This is a genomic window from Vibrio sp. FE10 (genome assembly GCF_030297155.1).
Lineage (GTDB): Bacteria > Pseudomonadota > Gammaproteobacteria > Enterobacterales > Vibrionaceae > Vibrio > Vibrio apostichopi.
Genome location: NZ_AP028067.1, coordinates 2,326,920 through 2,349,623 on the forward strand (window position 1 = coordinate 2,326,920; position 22,704 = coordinate 2,349,623).

The window sequence follows — 22,704 nt, forward strand, 5'->3', positions numbered from 1 at the left end:
GAAAAGTAACGAACATCTTCCCCATCTTTGAACCATAAATATAAAAACACATGAAAATCACACGTTATCAAACCGTGTACTTTTGGTTATTACTTAAACAACCCAATAGATAAAAATATCAACACAAACACCAGCACTGTTGCTAATCAGGAGTTAACCGTTGAAACGTATTTATCTAGCAGGACCAGAAGTATTTCTAAGTGATGCAGTCTCTATCGGAGACCAGAAGAAGAAGATTTGTGAAGCCTATGGGTTCGAGGGTATTTTCCCACTCGACAACATTTTAGAGTTGAATGAACCTAGCCCGCAGCAAAACGGTTTGAAGATTGGCCGCGCCAATGAAGAGTTAATTGAAAGCTGTGATGTGGTGATTGCCAACATGACCCCTTTCAGAGGTGCGAGTTGCGATGTGGGCACCGCGTATGAAATGGGGTTTGGCAAAGCACTAGGTAAGACTGTGCTAGCGTATACCAACAGTTCAGAGCTTTTCTTGAAACGAAACCTAGACCAACTGCCAAACGCAAAACAAGTCGACAACCAAACCTATGTCGATGGCATTGGTATGACGCTAGAGAACTTCGGTTTGATTGATAACCTTATGCTCGATAACGCAGTATCAGGATCAATAGAATTAGAAAACGTTGCGGTCGTTTATGATCAAACGGATGTGTATCGTAACTTGCGCGCATTTATTCGTTGTTTAGAGCAATTGAAAAACGCTTAAGCGGCTAGTTAAACAAATTGCTATGATTCTCCTGACATCCTCACAATGTTGGGAGAGTTTCTATTAACGATAAGGTATTAGCGCTGAGATATTAACGATAAGTTATTAAGGCTAAGGAAAAACATGAACGAGACTTGCATGATGTCTCTTACGAGAGATGAAGTAGCGGAACGCAAAGACTATGATGCAATAAAGGCATCATTCGACGATTTATGGTCTTCAATTGACCAAAGCGAAGACGCAGCAGTTAGCATTTGTACCAGTGAAGGGACTTGCCTTTTTGTTGATAGAAAATGTCAGCTATACAACATCAAGCTCAGTGTTGATCAAAATGAAGAGTATCTATCATGCAGGGTGAATCAAGTAGGGATTGAAGAGATAGAGAAGTTTCTCTATGCCTATTGCACGTACAGCAAAAGCCAATTGATCCAGTTAATCAAAGAACACAACGTAGAAAACCAAAAACGATAACCCTTCCTTCCAAAGACTTGCTGTTCAAAGTAACTCACATAGCGCTCTACCCTATCGATTTCACAGGTTAAAAAGCTAACCTCCCACACGAGAGGTTAGTGAACTAAAAGAAAAGGCAGTTCAGTTAAGGGAAATCTAAAAATGGCTTATTTTTAAACGCAGCTCCGTCACTCTACGAGTTAAGCGCTTCTACTCGTAACTCTTGTTTTCTTACTCAGATAAGCATTAAGCCGAAACTTGTCATCGGGCTTTGTCTCACCTTGTTCTATCAGATTTACTGGGTATGGCTTAGGAAGGTCTAGGTAATAACCCTGATAATAATCAGCCCCATATCGACCCGCCGTTTGATAATTTTCGACATTTTCAATTCCCTCAAAGATCACCTTGATCCCTTGTAGGCTAGTGATAGTGTTCAGCTCTTCAAGCAGGTTATTCTCTATTGATTCGCTCATACCAAATTCGAGCAACATTTCTCGGCTGACTTTAATATAGTTGGGCTGCACTATCGCCATACGGCTATAACCAGACCAACCCGTGCCAAAGTCGTCTAACGCGAACGATATGCCAATACTCTTTAGGTATTCTGTGCCCTTATGTAAGCTTTCGATATCCGCTAACGGGCAGTAATCTTCTACAATTTCAACGACTATCTGATTGAGTGCGTATTTCGGCTGATGTGACCCCTAGTTTCGTTTTTAATCGACCACCTTTTTAAGCCTCTCTTTTCTCTTCCTTAGTTTTACTCCAAGTGGTCGATTTAAGCCAGTTTTCTCATTGATTCCCCTCGTAACTCGATTCTATGACTTTGATGAACCAACCTATCTAAGATCGCATCAGCGATCGTCGAGTTGTCGATCATCTCGTGCCATTCTTTTACAGGTAGTTGGCTGATAATGATTGTACTGCACTCTTGGTATCTATCTTCTAGCACTTCGAGAAGATTACTTGCATGCTCTTGGCTGAGTTTTTCCATTCCCCAGTCATCGATAACCAACAGTTTTTTCTTAGACAAGCTCAGTAGCAGCTTTTGATAGCTGCCATCAAGGCGGCTACTACTCAGGTCATCAAGTAAACGATTTAGGCGATAATAACGACTTGGGCAGTGTTGCTCACACGCCTGCTCGGCGAGCGCACAAGCAACATAGGTTTTACCTGCACCTGTTGCACCTGTAATCAGGACATTCTGTCGCTTTTGTAAATAAGTGCCTGATAATAACTCTCCCATCATTGCTCTTTTTAAGCCTCGTTCTGGGCGGTAGTCCAGTTGATTACCGCTAGCGCTTAGGCGCAGCTTGGCTTGCCGTTTAAGTCGTTGGATTTTGGTTTGATCTCGGTTCACTATCTCATGATCAAGGATGAGTCCTAACCTTTCTTCAAAGCCAAGTTCAGCATAGGTCGCGGGGTGTATCCTTTGCTGTTCCAGTGCATCAGAAGCATGACTTAGGCGTAGTGATTTTAACTGTTGGATTATTGCGTCCATATTGTTTCTCCTAGTGGTAGTAGTTGGAACCACGAACATTAGTGTGTTTAAGGTTTGGGGTATCAGTGGAAGGCTGAGAGAGAGTGCCTTCTCGATGGTTCTTCAATAAGTTTTTGACGAAGCCAAGGTATGGCTTCTCTGTCACTAAGGCATCTCGGCAAGCTTGTTCTAACCGTGCGTCTGAGTGCTTTTTGGCAAGACTTAGTAACCCAAAGCAACTTCTAAAGGCCAATGCTTCATGCTCTGGGCGTTTGAGCAACATCTGAGTCAGTTCACCTGTGGCTGGCCCAATAGATTTTCCCCAACGGATAAAACGCTCGGGTGTCCATGATTGGTATTGATGGTTGCTTGGCATATGCTCGTAAACGGTAGAGAGACCATATTCTTTTTGGCTTGTGCAGTGGTGAGCAACAATGCTCCCTTTGTGGTAGATACGTATTATTTGATGCGTTGCTTCAAGCTCAACTTGTTGCCCAACAAGTTGGTGCGGCACAGAGTAGAAGTGCTTTTTATATTGAATGTGATAATCAGGGGAGACGGTTGCTCGTTTAGTTTCGATATACACATATGGTTGCGATGGCAGTGGTTTTAACGCTGGACGGTCAACTTTGTTGAACAAGTCATGTCGATTGACACCAAGCTGTTTCATCTCTCGTTGGTTTAAGTCATGCATCAGCTTTCGGATAGCCAGGTTCAGCTCAGCCATTGTATAGAACACTTGGTGGCGAAGGCGCATCATTATCCAGCGCTCTACGATGAGAACTGCGTTCTCAGCTTTGGCTTTATCTTTAGGCTTGTAGGGCCTGGCTGGCATCACAGCAACGCCGTAATGTTGTGCCAGTTTTCGGTAGCTCTCATTGAGGATAGGGCTATGACAGTCTGCTTTCGTTACAGCAGATTTCAGATTATCAGGTACAAGTAGATTCGGAGCACCACCAAAGTGATTAAAGGTATTCACATGAGCCATGAGGAAGTGTTCAAGCCCTTGGCTCTCACTCGCCTCGACATAGGTGTAATTTGACGCTCCTAAAGTGGCGACAAATACCTGAGCATGTCGGCATTCTCCTGTATCTGGATTCACAACAGGGATCGTTGGGCCACAGTAGTCAATGAAGAGCTTGTCACCAGCATGGTGAAGTTGGCGCATACTGCGTTTTTGTGTCTTTAGCCAACGTCTATACAGTTCGCAGAACTGTGTATAGCCATAGGCTTTGTCTTGATGCTGATGACAATACTCTTCCCAAAGCAAAGCTTTAGTCATCCCTTTACGCTTCAATTCTAAGTAGCAGAGAGTGAAATCAGGCATCACTTTATGCTGAGAAGATGAGCGACCATCAAACAAAGCTTGGGTGACTTGATTTTCATGATGAGTCTCTTCCAGTGGCCACGTGAGGCCACTGGATTTAAATCGGGATAGATGCTGGGATACAGTGGAATGAGCAATATTGAGGCAAGCGGCGATCTGTCGATTAGAAAGATTGCACTCGTATCGGAGGCGTAAGATTTCCTTAATTTTATTCATTGGCATTCTCTTTTTCGGCATGATTTATCCTTAGTGCTCTCAACATGAAAGACTCAGGTTAAACCTATTGATTTAAAAGAGAAAAGAGGTTTATTTCGGTAAATCGACCATCGATTTCGGAAACACACCGAAAAGTGGATGATTAAAACCGAAATGAGTGGTCGGTTAAAAACGGATTTGGTGGTCGATTAAAACCGAAATAGGCGGTCGGCTAGCTCCGAAATATGCAATTGAGATCGACCTGCTCTTCTTCGATTAACGGAAGGTATAAATTGTTTAAGTCATGCCCGTGCGAGAAGTATTTAAAGAAGCAAGGTGTCACGTTGAGGAATAACTTGGTATCACGATCGTAGATGCTCGATTGTCTAAAATTTCTTAAATGCATGATGTTCAGAAAGAACTTAAACCTGAACTCTGATTTTTCACCAAAGCCCTCGAGTATTTTAAAGAACCTCTTGATGTTAACTTTTTCACCTTGCATCTCAATCCGGCAAAGTGCTTCATAGCCAAACACACTCTGAGAGTCATCACTGATGGATTGAAATACACTGTGTACTTTGAATCCAAGTATGGTCATCTCATATCGATTGTTCTCTGAGCTCCACTCAAGCATAGGTGAGCCTCACTTGGTTTGGTTAGAACAGCACAGAGGCTGAATTGAACCCAATAAGATTGCCTCTGCCTCTTCTAACTCCATATTCCTTGCAAATGTGAGCTCTTCAGACACCAGCTCCTTAATATGGTCAGCTAAGATTTGGCGATCATCGGTTGAGATTTTTTTGCTCTGCAAATGGCATAGGCGCACCAACAAACCGATCACATCTAACCCTTTCGATTCCACGCAAGCGAGTTGTTTATACTCTTCAATGCTGCCTAGAATACGTGTAACACTTTCTTTAGAAACAACTTTCATTTCCACTCCCAAAAACAAACAACACGATTGATTATCCCTTTTTCTGTTGATGCTCTATCCGTGAATAAGTTTTTAATGTTACTTACGCCTACCTCAAACCACATCACTCAAAAATAATGAAAAACACACCAAATCTACATTCCACACATTTTTCAAACGAACTTGATTTTTGATGGCTAAAACTAGGAAAAAAAATAGAATCGGCAGCAAATAGGTTAAGCGCAATAACGACGACAATAATTAATTTTTGAGAAGTAGAATGAATAATGATAATTCACTTGTAATTAATGATGAGCTACATATAAACCTTAGCGATCGTTCAATAATGAATATTGAAAATAAAACCTTAATCAAATTAAGGCCAAAGCCTTTTCGGGTTTTACTTTACCTTCACACCCACAGTGGCCTTTGTATTAGCAAAGATGAGCTGTTTACTGAATGTTGGAATGGCGCAGTGGTATCCGACCAATCACTGACCAATACAATTAGCACACTAAGAAAAGCGCTGAGTACACTTGAAATAAAGAAGGTAAAACTCACCACAGTAAGTAAAGCTGGCTATTTACTTGAGAACGTCGTGATTGAAGAACTTACAAATACTGTGGTTCCTATCGACATGGATACCGAACCTTTAGAAATTGAGGGGGAGGCTGAGGTTGGGGTCGATGCAAAAATCGAGGCGTTGCCGCCAATTAACGAGCAAGCGATAACTAAAGCCCCAATAAAAAGTAATGACAAGGTGGTTTACCTGAGAAAGGTAATGATGCTGTTATTGGCGATTACTTCCCTCTCACTAATCAGGGGTTGCTATAACACCAATAATATTAATAAGAACATGAATCAACGTTTAGTCTCTACCGAGAGTATTTCATACAACCTTGTTGATCATACGGGAATATTAGATCTTGATAACGTTGAAGGGATAATAAGATTTAACTCTTACAAAGACTGTAAAGCGCGCCATATTGATATCACAGTAACTAAAAATGATGATGGCGTCTTCGAAACGGACTTCTCAATAATCTACAAAAATAAAGCTCATAATTACTTACACTCTTACAAAGTAAGAAACGACAATTCAGAAGTGAGAATAATACAGATCTCCAAGATACTCAGTTTATGTAAACTTTCTTTTTAACCAATAAGTCAATAGTGATTCATCCATTGGTATTGGCACGTTAATTCGATTGTCATTAGCGTATTACATCAATTGGTGTAATTTTCGTTATCTATTTGTTTGAACAAAACCTGAATAACTCAGATAGAGTTCGCTCCGCTTGGAAACTGAGCTTAATTAAACAAATTCAAGAGACTAAACATGAAAAAAACGCTAATCACGCTAGCTGCACTATTTCTTACAACGACAATGGCAACAACGGTTACCGCTGCGGACTACTTAACCACCAGCGATACTGCTCCTACAGGAAAAGACAATACACTGACTCTATACTATGAGACCACTTTCAACCTTGTTGGCAACAGCCTGTCTGTGGGTGACTACTTGCCTTCGGTTACATTGATGACGAACCAAAATCAGCCATACGACACCACGGCAAAAACAGAAAAAGTTCGTATCTTCAGCGTTTTAGCATCGATTGATACACCAGTATGTGACCAACAGCTTCAAGATCTTTCTAACTTTGTAGAAGCGAACCCTGCATTAACAAGTAACATTGAATTCATCGGTTTGAGCGCAGACACCACATTCGCACTTGACCGATTCAAGAAAGAGAAAGGCATCACCGACAGACTAACTTTGCTTTCAGATGCAAAAGACCACGTATTTGGTTTTGAATCAGGCACACAAATCAACGAACTGGGCTTACTGGCTCGTAGTACTTTCGTTGTCGATAAAGACAACAAAATTGTTCATATTCAACGTGTTCCGGAGCTGACGATGATTCCAGATCTGAACAAGGCAGTTGAAGTCGCGAAAGAGTACTTCTAAACACCGACACGAAATGGGTTAGCTGCGGCTAGCCCATTTAAGTCTCATTCAAGAAAGACCCTCAAACAATTGACAGGTGTAATTCATAACCCCAAACCATTTGTAAGCATTATCAATACATAACTTACAAAAGCTTACTAAGAGCAAATACCATCTCTAGTAACATGTTGGCTTTATAGCTTGCAGATAACTTGGTTCCCTATGGTATACAAACTCATTATTCCAACTCTTGTTCTGACTACGATGCTCACTGCGTGCGGCGGCAGCGACAGCAATAACACTAGCGCATCAAAGAATGTAATCGATGCATCAAGCGCAAAATCCGTTGTTAGCTTAGGAAGTAATTACTCACTGAAATTCCGTGTTAAGTCGATTACAACGGGTACAGATAAGAACGTGAACATTGATATTACCCAGTACGGTAATAATCTAGAATCGAGCGGCAGCTTCGCGCAAGTTCACGGCATTCCAGAGCGCAATTACAAGACTCAAAGCGATGCAGATATCACCTTCTCTGTAACAGCAACAAACTCAGCAGGTAAGACGTTCGACGTTGAAAACTTCAGTATTTACTACGAAAACTTTAACTCAACGAGCACTCTTGAAAAGCTTGCAATTGCCGAAGTTGAAAACAATATAAACAACGTTGTTCGATGGAAACAGGCCGATACTGTCACTATCAACAAACAATTCATAACTGATAGTACAGGCGTCAAATTTAATATCGAGCAAATGAGACCGATGAACCTCTATGTTCGTGTGGGCAACACTTTAAGTAACGGCATTCAATTTGTTCCATCCTTTGCTCAAAGTGCGTCAGAGACGTTTGCACGTGTACCAACGAGTGACTGCTCTGTTATCATAAATACGACAGGTGATTTGCTCGCCAATGGCATCAAGCAACGCACATGCGTAGAAGCACACGGTTATAAGATCCCACTGTTGATTGAAGACCAGTCAAAAAATAACGGTGCAGCAAAAGTGGCTCACGTTAAGAACATCATGCAGTACTACTTGGATAGCTTCCCAACAGAAGTAACTAAGGCCATTTACGACAGTAAAGCGACCATGGGTTTCTTTTATGATGAAGATTGGTCTGACAGAGACGGAGGAGACTTCTTAGATGAGAATTACCGCTTCCAAGATCTGTTCGCGACTGAAACTACAGACACGACAAAAGGCGAGAACAAACCGGACTTAGCGACTCAGAGAGATGCTGCATTTGAAGAAATCATCCACTTTGTACACGATTACGGTGTTATGAATCTAGCGGTACAATCGTCTTCTTCGAAATGGGCAACGATGCAGAAAGAGTTAGATGAACTCAATGAAAAAGCGATTCTTGCGGGCTCTTACTTTCCAAACGGAAAAGACTCAACGATTGTCGAAGCAGATCTAGACGCAGAGTCATACGATCAAGAGTACCTAGCTTACTCTCTGTATGCTTACTACGACGTGAACTACAAAGGCTACCGTGCTCAAGAGCTAAGTTCTGCAACATTCACAGAGCTGCAAGCTAACGACCCTGCGATGGTTAAATTTATGGAGCAGTACTTCCCTACTCGTGCAGCCCTTAAAGCTAAGTTCCCAGGCTACCCAAACAACTAGTTCGGTAGTTTAAGGCTCTAACGAGCAGGCACAAAAAAGCCGAATGTGATAATCACATTCGGCTTTTAAATTACCTGTTAGCGCTTACAGCTTGAAGCGGCTGATTTCGCTTTCTAGCTCGTGAGACAGTTCAGACAGTTGAGCAGCTTGCTCTGCAGCTTGGTGTGCTTCGTCAGCTAGCTCGTTAGATACGTCACGGATTCCTTCAGTGTTACGAGTAATCTCAGACGTTACAGACGCTTGCTCTTCTGCAGCAGAAGCAATCTGTGTTGCCATGTCGCTAATGCGTTCAACGGCAGCATGAATTTGCGTTAGGCTCGCAGCTGCTGAGTTTGCGTCATCAACACTGGTTTCAGCAAGCGTACGGCTATCATTCATGATGTTAACCGCTTTGCCTGTCGTACCTTGCAGCAATTCGATCGTCTGTTGAATCTCTTGCGTTGAACCGTGTGTACGTTGGCTCAGAACACGAACTTCATCAGCAACAACCGCGAAACCACGACCTTGCTCACCCGCACGTGCTGCTTCGATAGCGGCGTTAAGTGCAAGTAGGTTAGTTTGTTCAGCGATACCTTGAATGTTCGACAAGATAGCGTTGATGCTGTTGCCGTGCTCTTCTAGTTCTAGAATCACGTTCGTTGCGATTTGAACTTCTTGAGCTAGGTTTTGGATAGAGCTTTGAGTCTGTGTAACTTGACCAGTACCGTGCTCACACGCGCCAACGGCTTCAGATGAGTTCTGAGCTGTGTGGTCAGCGTTACCTGCGATTTCTTGTGTTGCTGCAGCCATTTCGTTAACGGCTGTTGCGACCATGTTGATTTCGTCTTGTTGCATCTGGATGCGAGCGCTACGTTCTTCAGCTTGAGAAGCCGTTTGGCGCGCTTGGTTGCCCAATGCAGCAGACACTTCACTTAGCTTGATAACCATGGTGTGCATGTTGCCCACAAAACGGTTGAAGTTTGTAGCAAGCTGACCAATCTCGTCGTCGCTCTTAGGCTCAAGACGTTGAGTAAGGTCACCTTCACCTGAAGCAATTTCTTCAAGTGCAGCAGAAACGCGGTTTAGGTCGCGGAATAGGAAGCTCACTAACCAAGAAACCAATACGATCACGATAAGCGTAATCACAACAGCGGTCATGATTAGCTGAGTTAGCAGTGTCGAGTGGTTCGCTTCTTCAGTCGCTCGGTCCATTTGAACCGCGAAGATCCAGTTAGTGTTAGGAACCTTCGTGAAGTAAAGCAGCTTCTCAGCGCCACGCTCTTTAATGATCTCGATGCTACCAGTACGCACTGCGTTCTCGATGATAGGCATAGAGATGTCGTTTGAAAGCTGGCTTACCGGCTTCAGGCTCAATGCTGAATCTGGGTGTGCTAGGAATGTGCCGTCAGAGGCATCAATTAGCATTGCGTTTGCATTGTCACCCACATCTAGGCTGATTACATCGTTAACCAATTGATCAATAAGTACGTCTGCACCCACTACACCAACAAGTTTGCCGTTATGGCGTACAGGTTCTGCAATTGTTACTAGCAGTGCTTTAGTGATCGCGTCTTGGTAAGCCGTCGTGATGATTTGCTTACCTGCTGCGTTTGCTTCTTGGTACCAAGGACGTTGACGAGGATCGTAATCTGCACGATTACGTTCAGGATGTGAACGGTACATTCCGCCTTCTGGAGTACCTAAAAAGATATCGTCAAAGCCACCCGCTACACGAGCTTGCTTAAGGAAAGGAACAACATCATCCTCTCGTGAAAAGTCATTGAATGCTGAAGCGATATCCGTACGAATATCGATCCAGTTCTTAATACCTTCAGATGCTGCTTCTGATACGCTTTCAGCTCGTAGGTATACGCCATTACGAGTCTGTTCAAATAACTGGTTTGCTGATAACCAAGTCAACGCTGTAGCCATAACGACAACAGCAGATAGGCTAGCACCTATTAACTTCTGTTTTAGTGTTAGTTTCATGTCAAAGTTCACGAGTGGTGGGAAATCTCGCGCATACTACCCAATATCAGTATTAAATTCGAGCGATTTCACGATTTAATAATGGAATATATTTTTATGTAAACCATAGCCTTAGCTTATGCCAATTAGTTGTCATGCCGCCAAATTCAAGGCGCTACTAAGTATATGGTTATTAGTAAATATGTCAGCTCCAATACGGTAAAAAATGTATAGAAATAGGTATAAAACCTAGATAGAAAATAGATGCAAAAAAGGCAGGTGAGTTTCCTCACCTGCCTTCGTATTATTTAGCATTCGACCGCCTATAAATCGCGGTCGATTTAAGCTTCAGAAGTTAGCGTTTTTCTGTACGCATACCCATTAGCAAGCTCACACACATCAATAATAGAATGATGGTGAACGGCAATGCTGTCGAGATAGCACCCGCTTGCAGAGCTTGTACTGCTTCTGTACCGCCAACCCACAATAGAGCCACAGCAATCGCACCTTCAAGGAACGCCCAGAACACACGTTGAGGCACTGGCGTATCAACTTTACCACCCGCGGTGATGCTGTCGATTACTAGAGAGCCTGAGTCAGACGATGTAATGAAGAATACTAGAACCAAGATAACCGCAATGATTGATAGCAGCGTACCAAACGGCAGAGCATCAAACATTTGGAACATCGCTAGTGATACATCAGTCAAACCATCTTGACCAAGGATACCCACGTTATTCACGATTTGATCAATCGCCATACCACCAAATACTGACATCCAAATGATAGTAACAGTCGTTGGAACAATCAGAACCGCTGTGATGAACTCACGAACAGTACGACCTTTAGAAACACGCGCGATAAACATACCTACGAATGGTGACCATGAAATCCACCAAGCCCAGTAGAATACCGTCCAACCGTGCATCCACGTTTCATCTTCGCGACCATGAGGGTTACTCAATGGAATGATGTTTTCGATGTATGCCATAAAGGTGGTTGGGATAGAACCTAAAGTCACCGCGTAGCCGATTAGAGCCACTAAGATAAGCAGTAGGAAAGCAACCAACATGTTGATGTTACTGATAACTTTAACGCCGCCATCAATACCGCGAAGTACTGATACGACCGCTAATAAAGTGACTACGGTAATAACAACAACTTGTAACCCTAAGCCAGCCTCGATTCCGAAGACATGTTGGATACCACTTGCTGCTTGTTGCGCACCTAAGCCCAGCGACGTCGCCAAACCGAACAGAGTTGCAAGAACTGCTAGAATATCAACAATGTGACCAGCCCAACCCCACGCTCTATCACCCAAGATTGGGTAGAAAATAGAACGAATAGAAAGAGGTAAACCTTTGTTGTAAGAGAAGAAAGCAAGTGACAGCGCTACAACACCATAAATAGCCCAAGGGTGTAGACCCCAGTGATACATGGTTGCACCCAATGCCAGTTTTGCAGCTTCTGGTGTGTTTGGTTCAACGCCTAACGGGGTTTCAAACCAACCTGTGAAGTAAGCAGCGGGTTCCGCCACACTCCAGAACATAAGGCCGATACCCATACCTGCGGCGAACAACATCGATAGCCAAGACATGAATGAGTAATCTGCGGTTGCATCAACGCCACCAAGGCGGATTTTGCCGTATGGTGAAACAATCAGGCCTAAACAGAAAATAACAAAAATGTTACCAGACCAGATGAACAACCAATCAAACGAGTTGATGATTTGACCTTTAACACCATCAAGTGCTGCTTTTGCTGATGCAGTATCTGTAATCAGAACACCGATCAAAAACAAAGTAATTAGGCCTGCGCTAATGCCAAATACAGGGTTATGAACATCAAAACCCCATTTTTGGACGTTATCTTGACCGACAGTGTAATCCGTACTGTCGATACTGTATTTATCTATACCTTTAGTCATTATCCCTCTCTACGGAATACTAATACGGTCTGTTGACCTCGTATCCCTTACTTACCTGCGACTTAATCACAAACTCGAACATACGATCCAAGTAGTACAAGCTGTTGTCACATAATTCAAATACTTGGATGTCTGAAGTTTAGCAGGTTAACTTATTGTTTTCAGTAAACCAGAATCGGTTCGATGAGTTTTCAAACAAAATTCACGTAATTACTCAAATTACTGACGAAAAAAAGGCCGACTCTGTCGACCTTTATTTGGAAAATACTTTTAGCTCAAAGCATTTTGATGCTTAACCAATTGATTTTCTGTTCGTAAACCTAACAATAAGCTTAGGCACATAAGCAATAATATGAATGCAAATGGTAACGCCATAGATACTGTTCCGGCTTGCAATGCTTGGATTGATTCAGTACCGCCAACCCAAAGTAAAACTGCGGCAATCGCACCGCCCATCAACGCCCAAAATACACGTTGTGGCACAGGTGCATCTACTTTACCGCCAGAGGTAATACTATCGATAACCAATGAGCCTGAATCTGAAGAGGTGATGAAGAACACCATGATCAAGCCAATCGATACAACAGAAAGCACTGAACTCATTGGAAGCGCATCGTAAGTGTGGAACAGAGACAGTGTAATATCTTGCAGACCATTCACACCTATCTCACCGACCTTGTTTGCCACTTGGTCAATCGCAATGCCACCGAAAATAGCCATCCAGATAATGATTACTGACGTTGGGATAAACAATACCGCCACGATGAATTCGCGAATGGTACGACCTTTAGAAATACGAGCGATGAACATGCCTACGAATGGTGACCAAGACATCCACCACGCCCAGTAGAATACCGTCCAACCTTGCATCCAAGTTTCATCCTCACGACCATGAGGATTACTTAAAGGAATGAAGTTTTCGATATAACCCATCAATGCCGTTGGAATGGCTTTAATACCCGCCATGCCACCAGCGATGGTTACGAAGATAAGCAAGCCCAAAGCAACCAACATGTTGACGTTACTTAGAACCTTTACGCCGCCGTTAATGCCGCGAACCACTGACATGGTTGCTAAGAAAGTCACCACTGCGATAACAATCAGCTGCATGCCAATACCACCGTCGGTACCAAACACATGGTTAATACCACTGGTGGCTTGCTGTGCGCCTAGGCCAAGCGATGTTGCAAGGCCAAATAGCGTTGCTAATACCGCGACGATATCAACGATATGTCCAAACCAACCCCAAGTTCTGTCCCCTAAAATTGGGTAGAAAATAGAACGAATAGAAAGTGGTAGACCTTTATTGAATGTAAAAAAAGCAAGAGATAGAGCAACAACGGCGTAAATAGACCAACCGTGTAAACCCCAGTTATAGATAGTCGCACCAAGCGCCAACTTAGCGGCTTCAGGAGAATAAGCTTCAACACCAAGTGGCGTTTCATACCAACCAGTGAAGTAAGCTACTGGCTCAGCAACACCCCAGAACATCAAACCAATACCCATTCCTGCGGCGAATAACATCGACATCCAAGATAGGTTAGAGTGTTCTGCTTTGGCATCATTGCCACCAATACGTATCTTGCCATACGGGGAGACAATGAGGGCAAAACAGAAAATAACAAAGATGTTAGCTGCCCACATGAAGAAACCATCGAAGTTACCGATGACTTTCCATTTAATTCCATCAAGTGCTGATTTTGCGGTTTCAGGATCAGCAACCAAAAGTGCAATCAGGAAGACGATGATCGCTCCTGCACTGATTCCAAATACTGGGTTATGAACGTCAAAACCCCATTTCTGAACGTTATCTTGTCCTACTGTATAATCGGTATTTTCAATACTATACCTATCTTTTACAGGCTCCATGCTTCCTCTCTAATTTGTAGCGCACAGTTTGCAACATTGCATTCGGCGCTTAAATTTCGAAAAGAAGAATATCAATCTGTCGCAAAAATACTAAAAAAACCTCCAAAAAGTAGGCGTAAATGGCAAAGTTAGTAATTCAATTACACTTTTCATGTAATTTAGCGTAAGATCAGTCCACAAGCCCCAAATTGACAGCATACTTAGCTAATTCTGCAGTTGAGTGAATATCAAGCTTATGCTTAATGTTTTGTCTGTGTGTTTCTACCGTTCGGTAACTGATATTTAAACCCTTCGCGATCTCTTTACTGCTCTCCCCTTTTGCCACCAATTTCAACACCGCTTCTTCACGTCTGCTCAATGGATTCTTGACGGATTGCGTGGGAGTAATCGGCTGAGTAAACAAATTCTGTGTAACTTTTTCACAGAAATAGGTCGAGCCTTGATTGACCGTTTTGATCGCCTGCACCATTTTTTCAGCGGAAATCTCTTTCAACATATAGCCAACTGCGCCCGACTGCATCACCTTCATAATGTATTCACGGTTGTTATGCATGGTCAGCATCAACACCTTGGCATCAGGGTCTTCTTCTTTAATCAGGTGGGTTGCATCAATGCCGTTCATGATAGGCATGCTAATATCCATCAACACCACATCGGGCCTTAAAGACTTAACAACCTCTACCGCTTCTAAACCATTACTGGCGGTGCCTATCACGCAAATATCTGGCTCGAGTTCCAATCTCGCCATAAAGCCATCCAGTACCACTTGGTGATCGTCAGCGATCACAACTCGAATAACTTCACTCATTCATTAATCCCTCTAGTGTCAGTAACACTGTAATTTCCGTTCCGAGGCCAATCTCACTCATCAGTTCAAAATCACCACCGATGAATTCCACCCGCTCTCTCATATTGCGCAGACCGATCCCTCGTTTTTCCATCGCTTTATAAGTGTTGAAACCGACACCGTTGTCTTGGATCAGCAGTTGCAACACATTGCCGATTTGCTGCGCGATAACCGTCACTTTAGTCGCTTGTGCGTGCTTTTCTATGTTGTTCAAAGATTCTTGTACTACTCGATATAAGGTCGTCGCCGCTTCTGATTTCAACTTGCCGGGTTGAGTGGTGAACAAAGTCTCCACTTCAATGCCCGAGTGCGCCTGAAAATCTAACAGCAATGAAGACAGCGCCGCTTCTAAGCCAATATCATCCAGTGAGCTTGGACGAAGTTGATGGGAGATGTGCCTCACCTCTTCAATCGCTCGCATCAGTGAATGCTGCGACTTATTCAAATGCGCTTTGAGGTCTTCATTTTGTAATTTATTACCAAGCAGTTCTAAGTGGCAACGACTTGATACTAATAATTGATTAATACCGTCATGCAGCTCTCGCGCTAAATGCTTCTTCTCGTCTTCTTGGAACATCACCGTTTTATGGGCGAGCTCTTTTAAGTTGTTATCCGCGATACGGTGTTCATGCATATTAATGGCTAAGGTCAGCACGATAATAACCGCCACGGTCACACTAAGAATTACGACAATGGAGAAGAACGTGGTTTCAATATTCTTGTTGATCGCAGCCTGCATCGAAGCCACTTCTTGATGCACGTCTTCGATATACAAACCCGTGCCAATCATCCAATCCCAACGTTCCAACCAAGCGGCATAACTCAGCTTAGACACCACTTCTCCGGTCGACGGCTTTTGCCACAAATACTGGTGAAACCCTCCTCCGGTTTGCGCCTCTCTTAATAGCGCTTCTATCAGAAAGTCACCGTCTTCATCTTGAAGTTCAAGTAAGTTTTGGCCAACCAACTCTGGTTGAATTGGATGAACCAAATTGGTTCCGTGGCGATCGTACGCAAAGAAGTACCCATCAGAGCCATATCTAAGTTTAGACAATATGCTTCGGACTTCTGCTTTGGCTTGCGCTTCTTTGATGTCGGGGTCGTTGTAGATATGTTCGATCGCATCGAATGCGAGGTCGACGGTGTCTTTGAGGGCGTTTTCACGCGACTTGATTAAGCTGTCTCTGAAGATCTCGACCTCTTTCGCACCCAACGTCTTGGTTTGGTGTAACGAGATCCAACTTATGCTCGCCGTTACTAACAGCAACGGGAGTAGCGTCAGCAAAATCAGCTTAGCTTTTAGAGGCATTCCTTTCCCTCACAAAAAACGGCTTACTGAACATCAATAAGCCGTTTTACTTTATCAATTTATAGATAGCCGTTGAAACATATCATTCACATTCTAGGCTTCACTCACATTCCATAGAAAGATGGGAAAGCGAGAAGTGATCCAAGTACGAGGATTTGAATCAGAATGAATGGCATCACGCCTCGGTAGATGTCCTTAGTGGTGACGCCTTTCGGTGCAACCCCTTTCAAATAGAACAAACTGAAGCCAAATGGCGGCGTTAAGAATGAGGTTTGTAGGTTCATTGCGATAAGGATAGCGAACCACGTCATGTTGATGCCCATCAATTCAGCCACTGGCGCAATGATCGGCACGATGATGAAACAGATCTCTACGAAGTCAATGAAGAAACCCAGAATCAAAATAACCAACATGGTGATGATCAGGAAGCCCCACTTTTCACCGGGTAGCTGCAACATCCACTCTTCAACAAGGTAATCACCACCCGTGTAAGTAAACGCCATCGAGAATGCCGTCGCACCAAGCAAGATAGCAAAGACCATCGCGGTCACTTTAACTGTCTCTTTCGACGCAGCAAACACCATCGACCAACTAAACTGACCGTATAACAGTGCAAGAACCAATGCACCAGCACCACCTAACGCTGCCGACTCAGTTGGCGTAGCGACACCCGCAAAGATAGAGCCCAGAACAACAATGATCAGTGCTAATGGTGGAAGAATCGCTTTAAGCGCATTAAACACTTCTTGCTTACGGCTAATAGAGTCATCACGTTCAATCGGTTGAGCCGATTCAGGGTTGAGCTTCGCGTATATCAAGATATAGACAATGTAAGCACCCACTAGCATCACGCCCGGCCAAATTGCCGCTTGGAACAAGTCCCCAACCGGTACACCCAATACATCACCTAATAAAATCAAGACGATGGAGGGCGGAATGATTTGCCCTAAGGTACCAGAAGCACAGATGGTGCCGCAGGCTAAGCCTTTGTCGTAGTTGTACTTGAGCATAACAGGCAGAGAGATAAGCCCCATTGCCACTACTGAAGCACCAACTACACCCGTTGATGCGGCAAGTAGTGAGCCCACCAGCACGGTCGAGATAGCAATACCACCTCGAACACCACCAAACAGTCGCCCCATTGACTCAAGCAACTGCTCAGCAAGCTTGGTCTTTTGTAGAACAAGCCCCATGAAAACGAACAATGGAACGGCCATCAGCACCGTATTTTCCATGATCGATTGAATTCGATATGGCATGAAGGCGAACATTTCGATGCCTTCAGCCCAAACACCAAAGATTAACGCAATACCACCAAAGGTGAACGCAACCGGGAAGCCAAGTAAAAGTGCAAACAAGGCTACGAAAAACATTACTATTCCAATCATGTTCAGCCTCTACTTATTCTTTGTATGAGTATTATTTGCATGGATAAGGTGCGGATTAAAAATCTTGTTGAGCGAATGCAGGATCAAACCGACTCCGCTGAGTGCCATTAAGAAAAATGAAAGTGGAATCATCGCTTTAATGATCCATCGGTAAGGAAGGCCTCCGGGATCGCCCGACGTTTCACCGAGGTTATAACTTTCTTTCGCAACATCGATTCCAAACCAAGCAACCAGCAAACAGAAAGGAAGCAGGAAGACAACGGTGCCGATTAGGTCAATAATCGCTTGTGCCTTGAAGCTGAGTTGTTCGTAGAAAACATCAACTCGCACGTGGCCACCCGCTTTGATGGCGTAAGGAACACCTAGCAAGAATACGGCTGAGAAAAGGTGCCATTCCATCTCTTGAAAGGCGATAGACACGTCGTTAAAGGCGTATCGCATCACAACGTCATACACAACGTTAGCAACAAGAAGGATAAACAACATACTGGAAAGCCATCCCAGTGCATCACCGATACGATTAAATAGGCGTTCAATATAAATTAGACTTCGCATTCCCGACTCCATGGAATTTGAAAAGACATCGCGTATTAGAGTTAGTGCAACTACAACGAGTAGCGCTAACAAGATGCACGACGTAGAAAGGGTTCTTGAGCGTATTACAGGATTTATCCTGCTTAATTATTATGGTTAAAATGAACCCGCCGCTTATCTGCTTATCTGCTTATCTGCTTATCTGCTTAGATACTTAGAGACTTAAGCCCTTAGGCACAAGTGACATCACAGTGCATCTGCTTTGGGTTCATTTAACTTTTAGGTCAACCGCTGTCGACTATTTCGCTTGGCTATTTAAATAAGCTCTATGTGAAATATCCGTCCATGAACGTACTTGCTCTAGGTAGCTTGCTTGTGAAGCTTGAATCTCTTTTGCTAGCTCATCTTTCTCAGCATGTGCAGCAAGTAGGCGATCGTTCGCTTCTTTCAGTGCAGACATAACCTCTGGCGGGAAATCTTTCACTTGTACATCTGGGTATTCTGTTTTCATTGAAACCCAGTTTTTGCCACTTTCATGTGTTGCTTGTGTGTACATGTCGTAAGCCGCGGTACGCATTGCAACACGCAAGATTTCTTGTAGGTCTTCAGGTAGCTTGTTCCAAGTACGTTTGTTCACTAGGAATTGAAGCTCTGAACCTGGCTCATGCCAACCTGTGTAGTAGTAAGGCGCGATCTTGTGGAAGCCCATTCGTAAATCAAGTGATGGACCAACCCACTCTAGTGCATCGATCGTGCGACGCTCTAAAGACGTGTAAAGCTCACCTGGGGCAATATTGGTAGGTTTAGCGCCTAGCTCCGCCAGAATCTCACCCGCAAAGCCTGGGATTCGCATTTTCAGACCTTGTAGGTCTTCCACGCTGTTGATCTCTTTTTGAAACCAACCGCCCATCTGGATATCCGTGTTACCACCAGGGAACGACATCAAGTTATGTGGAGAGTAAACCTGCTCCATCAACTCCATACCACCACCGTGATAGAACCACGCGTATTGTTCTGCAGGCGTCATACCGAAAGGCATAGAAGTGAAGTAAAGAGTGTTTGGAACTTTACCTTTCCAGTAGTAAGAGCCTGAGTGACCCATGTCGTATTGACCAGACTTGACCATGTCAAAAACGCCAAGCGGTGCTTTGTGTTTGTTCGCTGAATCGATTCTGATTTGCAGTCGACCATTCGACATTTTCTCAGCCATCGCAGCCATGTTCTTCGTCGCGTCACCGAATACAGGGAAGTTTGGTCCCCATGTTTCAGCAAGCTTCAAGCGATAAACCTTATCAGCAGCAGTTGCACCAGTAGCGACCAAAGCTAAACAAGCCGCTGCAGTTACCGCAACGTTTTTAAAAACTCGTGTGAGGGAGTTAGAAATGAGACTCATGTTCACGTCCTTTTGTTGGGTTAACACTCTTTCTTTGAGTATTTTTTATGATTCAACATAAGAGTGCACCTTGATGAGGCAACTAGATATCAGGGAGAGCACGCACGACGGACCCACACAAACTGCGTATTAGACCAAAGGATTACGTAGAACTACGTAGGAGATCATTGAGTAATGTCGATTTTAAAGGACTCACCTTATTCACCGGAGAAATACTTATTGATAAATACCTAAGTATTAATAATTAAATACCGTTAACAATTGATTGCCATTTCGTGATAAAGCCCTATTTCCACCACACATCAGATATGCACACGAGCACACTTAATCCATAAGAATCAAGGTTTCAGAGAATTAGACGCCCTATTTTGGTGCTTACTGATTCGAAACATGGGACACGCGAAACACAGATGAAAAACTGAAGGGGTCAGCCGATTGGAAATAAAGCTTCTGGGGCTAAGCGTGAATGTTAGGTTTGAATATGGGATTGGGATTATCCGTCAGATACAAAAAAGCCTCGATAATCGAGGCTTAAAAACTTTAACGAAGCGAATGTAATCCCGAAGGATTAGATAGCTTTGTAGATAACCTTGTTACCTGCAAGTTGCTCTTTCGCTACTAGGTTTTCTTCAAGAAGTTTTTTCAATGCGCCTGTTGCCCATGAAGCTGCTTTCGCGTCTTCTTGACCAGCTGCTAGGCCGATACCTTTAGGGTTAATGCCTTCAGCATTGCTAACAACGATGTCTAGAACTTGTTGTTGCTTAGGAGTCAGTGCTACTGCAACTTCTTTCGTTGCTGCTACTGCTTTCTCTACCGCTGGTTTTGCTGCTACAGTTTTTTCTGCTACAACTTTCTCTGCGACAGGCTTCGCTTTTTTCGGCGTTGCCACTGCTTTAACTACAGCCGCTTTAGTGCGTTTCTGCAGTTTAGCCTGCACCTTACGCTTATGAGCAAGTCTCATTGAATATTTCTCCAGTTCACTGCTCTTTTCGCAGTGGTGAAAATTTGAAGCGCGATTTATACCAAAAAACGGGAGCTATTTGTAGAGTGAAGCGTCGAAAGTCGACGAAAAATACCGATATTGTCTACTACCGTCTATTATTTAAACATAGACTTATCAATTTAGGGTCATATACACTGGTTATCCATCCAGACAAAAATATGAAAACTTGGTGTTGCCTATGGACACTCGTCACCTTACAAATTTCTCTTTGCCTGCATTTACGCAATCATATCGAATTATCGCCATCACTTTAGGATTCGCTTGCCTAATCATGGCGTTATACATTGATAACTCAAAATTACTGATCGTGGGTGCATTTTGCATTAGCGCCCTTTTGGGTACGGGCTATTATTTGATGCTTCGTAGCAGAGTGATGTTCACGCTCACCCCCACTCACTTTCAACAGCATTTTTATAAAGGTGGATGGGTTTTAAAGTGGAGCAATATTGAGAAGATTGGCATGTGTACCTACGAACAAGAAGGGTGGCATCAACCTCTCCCTTGGGTGGGCATTAAAATGAAAGATTACTCGCCCTACCTCGACTCTATTTGCCCAAAAATAACCTGCGAATTATTGCTGAGCCAACGTGCGCTTTTGTACTTGGGAGCGAAACAAGCGGGTAAAGAGTCGAACTTTGAAGACATGGTTTTAGACTCATCGCACTACCACACGCGTTGTACCGAAAACGGCTGTGTTGAATTGAGCCAATATAAAGACTCAGAGAATATCGACGACGATAACGTCAGTAATTACCAGCCACAGACTGCCCTTGATTCAACTAATGAATCAAACACTCAAAACGCGTTGATTAAAGACTATTCAGGATTACAGGCGATGCTTGCGAACAGGATGAAATATCAAAGAGGGTTTCACGGCTACGATATTTTCATATCAACCCATGATCTGAATATCAGTGGAGAGGAGTTTATTGGACTAGCTCGACGCTACTTGGCGGCTGCCGAGCGCTTTTCTGATTAAAAACAGACAAGTTTAGAAATAAACTCGCACGCTAATCCACGATGAACCATAAAAAAGCTTAACTTTCATAAGAAAAGCTAAGCTTCATTTTCAATCGTTCTTATATTAAATCAGAGACTTAATTAATAAAGAGGCATTTCATCCGCTACGAATGGGTTTGATGCGCGCTCACGGCCAAATGTAGACTCAGGACCATGACCCGGTACGAATGTCACGTCACTGCCTAGCGGCCAAAGCTTAGTCTTGATTGAAGCAATCAGTGTGTTGAAGTCGCCTTGTGGGAAATCCGTACGACCAATAGCACCGTTAAATAAAACGTCGCCAACAAACGCCATACGCGCTTGCTCGCTGAATAGCACGACGTGACCTGGTGTGTGGCCCGGAGTATGAATCACATCAATCACTTGGTTACCAAAAGTAACTTTGTCGCCCTCTTCTAACCATGTGTTTGGTTCGAAAGCTTTGCACAGTGGGAAACCAAACATCTGGCTTTGATTCTCTAAACCTTGAAGCCAAAAGTTGTCTGCCTTATGTGGGCCAACAATGTTCACGTTCAAGATCTCAGCAAGTGGTACTGTTCCGCCCACATGATCTAGGTGACCGTGAGTCAATACCAAGTTCACCACTTTAACACCTAACTCTTCGATGATAGCAGCCAGTTGCTGAACATCACCGCCCGGATCGACAACGATGCCTTCCATTGTCTCATCACACCACACAATTGAGCAGTTTTGAGAGAAAGAGGTAACAGGGACAACTTGATACTTAAGAGACATATACAAACCTTAGAGGGCAAACTGAAATTTGGGCAAACTATGACATTGGATGTCTACTTTGACAAG

General features: G+C 43.5%; 21 protein-coding genes. 6 read left to right on the forward strand and 15 right to left on the reverse strand.

Annotation, left to right across the window (positions count from 1 at the left end; all coding sequences use genetic code 11):
* Positions 1-160: 160 nt before the first annotated feature.
* Both QUF19_RS10335 and QUF19_RS10340 read left to right on the forward strand, forming a co-directional pair.
* A complete protein-coding gene (locus QUF19_RS10335; protein ID WP_286292812.1) occupies positions 161-724 on the forward strand; it encodes a nucleoside 2-deoxyribosyltransferase in 564 nt (187 codons plus the stop codon).
* Between the two features lie 123 nt (positions 725-847).
* Entirely contained in the window at positions 848-1,195 is a 348-nt protein-coding gene (locus QUF19_RS10340) for a hypothetical protein (RefSeq protein ID WP_286292814.1), read from the forward strand.
* A 179-nt stretch (positions 1,196-1,374) separates the two neighbouring features.
* On the opposite strand, the gene QUF19_RS10345 is transcribed toward QUF19_RS10340, so the two are convergent.
* The 5 genes from QUF19_RS10345 to QUF19_RS10365 form a co-directional block, all read right to left on the reverse strand.
* Positions 1,375-1,845 carry an EAL domain-containing protein gene (locus QUF19_RS10345; RefSeq protein WP_353505928.1) on the reverse strand — a complete coding sequence of 157 codons (471 nt, stop codon included), beginning with the start codon at positions 1,843-1,845 and terminating at the stop codon, positions 1,375-1,377.
* Between the two features lie 107 nt (positions 1,846-1,952).
* A complete protein-coding gene (gene istB / locus QUF19_RS10350) occupies positions 1,953-2,675 on the reverse strand; it encodes an IS21-like element helper ATPase IstB (protein WP_286291966.1) in 723 nt (240 codons plus the stop codon).
* Positions 2,676-2,685: 10 nt separating this feature from the next.
* Entirely contained in the window at positions 2,686-4,218 is a 1,533-nt protein-coding gene (gene istA / locus QUF19_RS10355; RefSeq protein ID WP_286291968.1) for an IS21 family transposase, read from the reverse strand.
* A 190-nt stretch (positions 4,219-4,408) separates the two neighbouring features.
* Positions 4,409-4,810 carry a hypothetical protein gene (locus QUF19_RS10360; protein WP_286292815.1) on the reverse strand — a complete coding sequence of 134 codons (402 nt, stop codon included), beginning with the start codon at positions 4,808-4,810 and terminating at the stop codon, positions 4,409-4,411.
* Between the two features lie 9 nt (positions 4,811-4,819).
* Entirely contained in the window at positions 4,820-5,110 is a 291-nt protein-coding gene (locus tag QUF19_RS10365) for a hypothetical protein (protein ID WP_286292817.1), read from the reverse strand.
* A 259-nt stretch (positions 5,111-5,369) separates the two neighbouring features.
* On the opposite strand from QUF19_RS10365, the gene QUF19_RS10370 reads away from it, so the two are divergent.
* The 3 genes from QUF19_RS10370 to QUF19_RS10380 all read left to right on the forward strand — a co-directional run bounded on the left by QUF19_RS10370 (position 5,370) and on the right by QUF19_RS10380 (position 8,666).
* On the forward strand, positions 5,370-6,248 hold the full coding sequence (locus QUF19_RS10370) for a winged helix-turn-helix domain-containing protein (protein WP_286292819.1): 879 nt from the start codon (positions 5,370-5,372) through the stop codon (positions 6,246-6,248).
* Positions 6,249-6,428: 180 nt separating this feature from the next.
* On the forward strand, positions 6,429-7,058 hold the full coding sequence (locus QUF19_RS10375; protein WP_286292821.1) for a redoxin family protein: 630 nt from the start codon (positions 6,429-6,431) through the stop codon (positions 7,056-7,058).
* A gap of 201 nt (positions 7,059-7,259) precedes the next feature.
* Positions 7,260-8,666: a hypothetical protein gene (locus QUF19_RS10380; protein ID WP_286292823.1), complete on the forward strand. Its 1,407-nt coding sequence runs from the start codon at positions 7,260-7,262 to the stop codon at positions 8,664-8,666.
* A gap of 84 nt (positions 8,667-8,750) precedes the next feature.
* Here QUF19_RS10380 and QUF19_RS10385 read toward each other — a convergent pair whose 3' ends face one another.
* The 9 genes from QUF19_RS10385 to QUF19_RS10425 all read right to left on the reverse strand — a co-directional run bounded on the left by QUF19_RS10385 (position 8,751) and on the right by QUF19_RS10425 (position 20,841).
* The gene (locus QUF19_RS10385) at positions 8,751-10,634 is read right to left on the reverse strand and encodes a methyl-accepting chemotaxis protein (protein ID WP_102434860.1); all 1,884 of its coding nucleotides are present in this window, start codon (positions 10,632-10,634) and stop codon (positions 8,751-8,753) included.
* Between the two features lie 334 nt (positions 10,635-10,968).
* The gene (locus QUF19_RS10390) at positions 10,969-12,540 is read right to left on the reverse strand and encodes a BCCT family transporter (protein WP_192888920.1); all 1,572 of its coding nucleotides are present in this window, start codon (positions 12,538-12,540) and stop codon (positions 10,969-10,971) included.
* 270 nt (positions 12,541-12,810) lie between these two features.
* Positions 12,811-14,409 (reverse strand): BCCT family transporter, encoded by a 1,599-nt coding sequence (locus tag QUF19_RS10395; RefSeq protein ID WP_286292829.1) that lies wholly within the window; start codon positions 14,407-14,409, stop codon positions 12,811-12,813.
* A 169-nt stretch (positions 14,410-14,578) separates the two neighbouring features.
* On the reverse strand, positions 14,579-15,217 hold the full coding sequence (locus tag QUF19_RS10400; RefSeq protein WP_102434857.1) for a response regulator transcription factor: 639 nt from the start codon (positions 15,215-15,217) through the stop codon (positions 14,579-14,581).
* Complete coding sequence (locus QUF19_RS10405) at positions 15,210-16,565, reverse strand: cache domain-containing protein (RefSeq protein WP_286292832.1); 1,356 nt, start codon at positions 16,563-16,565, stop codon at positions 15,210-15,212. The genes QUF19_RS10400 and QUF19_RS10405 overlap by 8 nt, the downstream gene beginning before the upstream one ends.
* 104 nt (positions 16,566-16,669) lie before the next feature.
* Positions 16,670-17,953 (reverse strand): TRAP transporter large permease, encoded by a 1,284-nt coding sequence (locus QUF19_RS10410; protein WP_017078694.1) that lies wholly within the window; start codon positions 17,951-17,953, stop codon positions 16,670-16,672.
* Positions 17,954-17,962: 9 nt separating this feature from the next.
* Entirely contained in the window at positions 17,963-18,520 is a 558-nt protein-coding gene (locus QUF19_RS10415) for a TRAP transporter small permease subunit (RefSeq protein ID WP_076669855.1), read from the reverse strand.
* 265 nt (positions 18,521-18,785) lie between these two features.
* Positions 18,786-19,880, reverse strand: coding sequence for a TRAP transporter substrate-binding protein (locus QUF19_RS10420; RefSeq protein ID WP_017060957.1), 1,095 nt, complete (start codon positions 19,878-19,880; stop codon positions 18,786-18,788).
* Between the two features lie 568 nt (positions 19,881-20,448).
* Entirely contained in the window at positions 20,449-20,841 is a 393-nt protein-coding gene (locus tag QUF19_RS10425) for a hypothetical protein (protein ID WP_004733388.1), read from the reverse strand.
* Between the two features lie 220 nt (positions 20,842-21,061).
* On the opposite strand from QUF19_RS10425, the gene QUF19_RS10430 reads away from it, so the two are divergent.
* Complete coding sequence (locus tag QUF19_RS10430) at positions 21,062-21,862, forward strand: DUF2982 domain-containing protein (protein WP_286292882.1); 801 nt, start codon at positions 21,062-21,064, stop codon at positions 21,860-21,862.
* Between the two features lie 122 nt (positions 21,863-21,984).
* Here the strand turns inward: QUF19_RS10430 and QUF19_RS10435 are convergent, their stop codons facing one another.
* Positions 21,985-22,638 (reverse strand): MBL fold metallo-hydrolase, encoded by a 654-nt coding sequence (locus QUF19_RS10435; RefSeq protein WP_004733386.1) that lies wholly within the window; start codon positions 22,636-22,638, stop codon positions 21,985-21,987.
* Positions 22,639-22,704: the final 66 nt, after the last annotated feature.

Excerpts from the sequence above, each read along its gene's own strand:
- QUF19_RS10410 (WP_017078694.1), bottom strand. The coding sequence starts at position 17,953 with ATGATTGGAATAGTAATGTTTTTCGTAGCCTTGTTTGCACTTTTACTT.
- QUF19_RS10435 (WP_004733386.1), bottom strand. The coding sequence starts at position 22,638 with ATGTCTCTTAAGTATCAAGTTGTCCCTGTTACCTCTTTCTCTCAAAAC.
- QUF19_RS10430 (WP_286292882.1), top strand. The coding sequence starts at position 21,062 with ATGGACACTCGTCACCTTACAAATTTCTCTTTGCCTGCATTTACGCAA.
- QUF19_RS10390 (WP_192888920.1), bottom strand. The coding sequence starts at position 12,540 with ATGACTAAAGGTATAGATAAATACAGTATCGACAGTACGGATTACACT.
- istA (WP_286291968.1), bottom strand. The coding sequence starts at position 4,218 with ATGCCGAAAAAGAGAATGCCAATGAATAAAATTAAGGAAATCTTACGC.
- QUF19_RS10365 (WP_286292817.1), bottom strand. The coding sequence starts at position 5,110 with ATGAAAGTTGTTTCTAAAGAAAGTGTTACACGTATTCTAGGCAGCATT.
- QUF19_RS10375 (WP_286292821.1), top strand. The coding sequence starts at position 6,429 with ATGAAAAAAACGCTAATCACGCTAGCTGCACTATTTCTTACAACGACA.
- QUF19_RS10395 (WP_286292829.1), bottom strand. The coding sequence starts at position 14,409 with ATGGAGCCTGTAAAAGATAGGTATAGTATTGAAAATACCGATTATACA.
- QUF19_RS10400 (WP_102434857.1), bottom strand. The coding sequence starts at position 15,217 with ATGAGTGAAGTTATTCGAGTTGTGATCGCTGACGATCACCAAGTGGTA.
- istB (WP_286291966.1), bottom strand. The coding sequence starts at position 2,675 with ATGGACGCAATAATCCAACAGTTAAAATCACTACGCCTAAGTCATGCT.
- QUF19_RS10415 (WP_076669855.1), bottom strand. The coding sequence starts at position 18,520 with ATGGAGTCGGGAATGCGAAGTCTAATTTATATTGAACGCCTATTTAAT.
- QUF19_RS10360 (WP_286292815.1), bottom strand. The coding sequence starts at position 4,810 with ATGCTTGAGTGGAGCTCAGAGAACAATCGATATGAGATGACCATACTT.
- QUF19_RS10370 (WP_286292819.1), top strand. The coding sequence starts at position 5,370 with ATGAATAATGATAATTCACTTGTAATTAATGATGAGCTACATATAAAC.
- QUF19_RS10380 (WP_286292823.1), top strand. The coding sequence starts at position 7,260 with ATGGTATACAAACTCATTATTCCAACTCTTGTTCTGACTACGATGCTC.
- QUF19_RS10340 (WP_286292814.1), top strand. The coding sequence starts at position 848 with ATGAACGAGACTTGCATGATGTCTCTTACGAGAGATGAAGTAGCGGAA.
- QUF19_RS10425 (WP_004733388.1), bottom strand. The coding sequence starts at position 20,841 with ATGAGACTTGCTCATAAGCGTAAGGTGCAGGCTAAACTGCAGAAACGC.
- QUF19_RS10420 (WP_017060957.1), bottom strand. The coding sequence starts at position 19,880 with ATGAGTCTCATTTCTAACTCCCTCACACGAGTTTTTAAAAACGTTGCG.
- QUF19_RS10385 (WP_102434860.1), bottom strand. The coding sequence starts at position 10,634 with ATGAAACTAACACTAAAACAGAAGTTAATAGGTGCTAGCCTATCTGCT.
- QUF19_RS10405 (WP_286292832.1), bottom strand. The coding sequence starts at position 16,565 with ATGCCTCTAAAAGCTAAGCTGATTTTGCTGACGCTACTCCCGTTGCTG.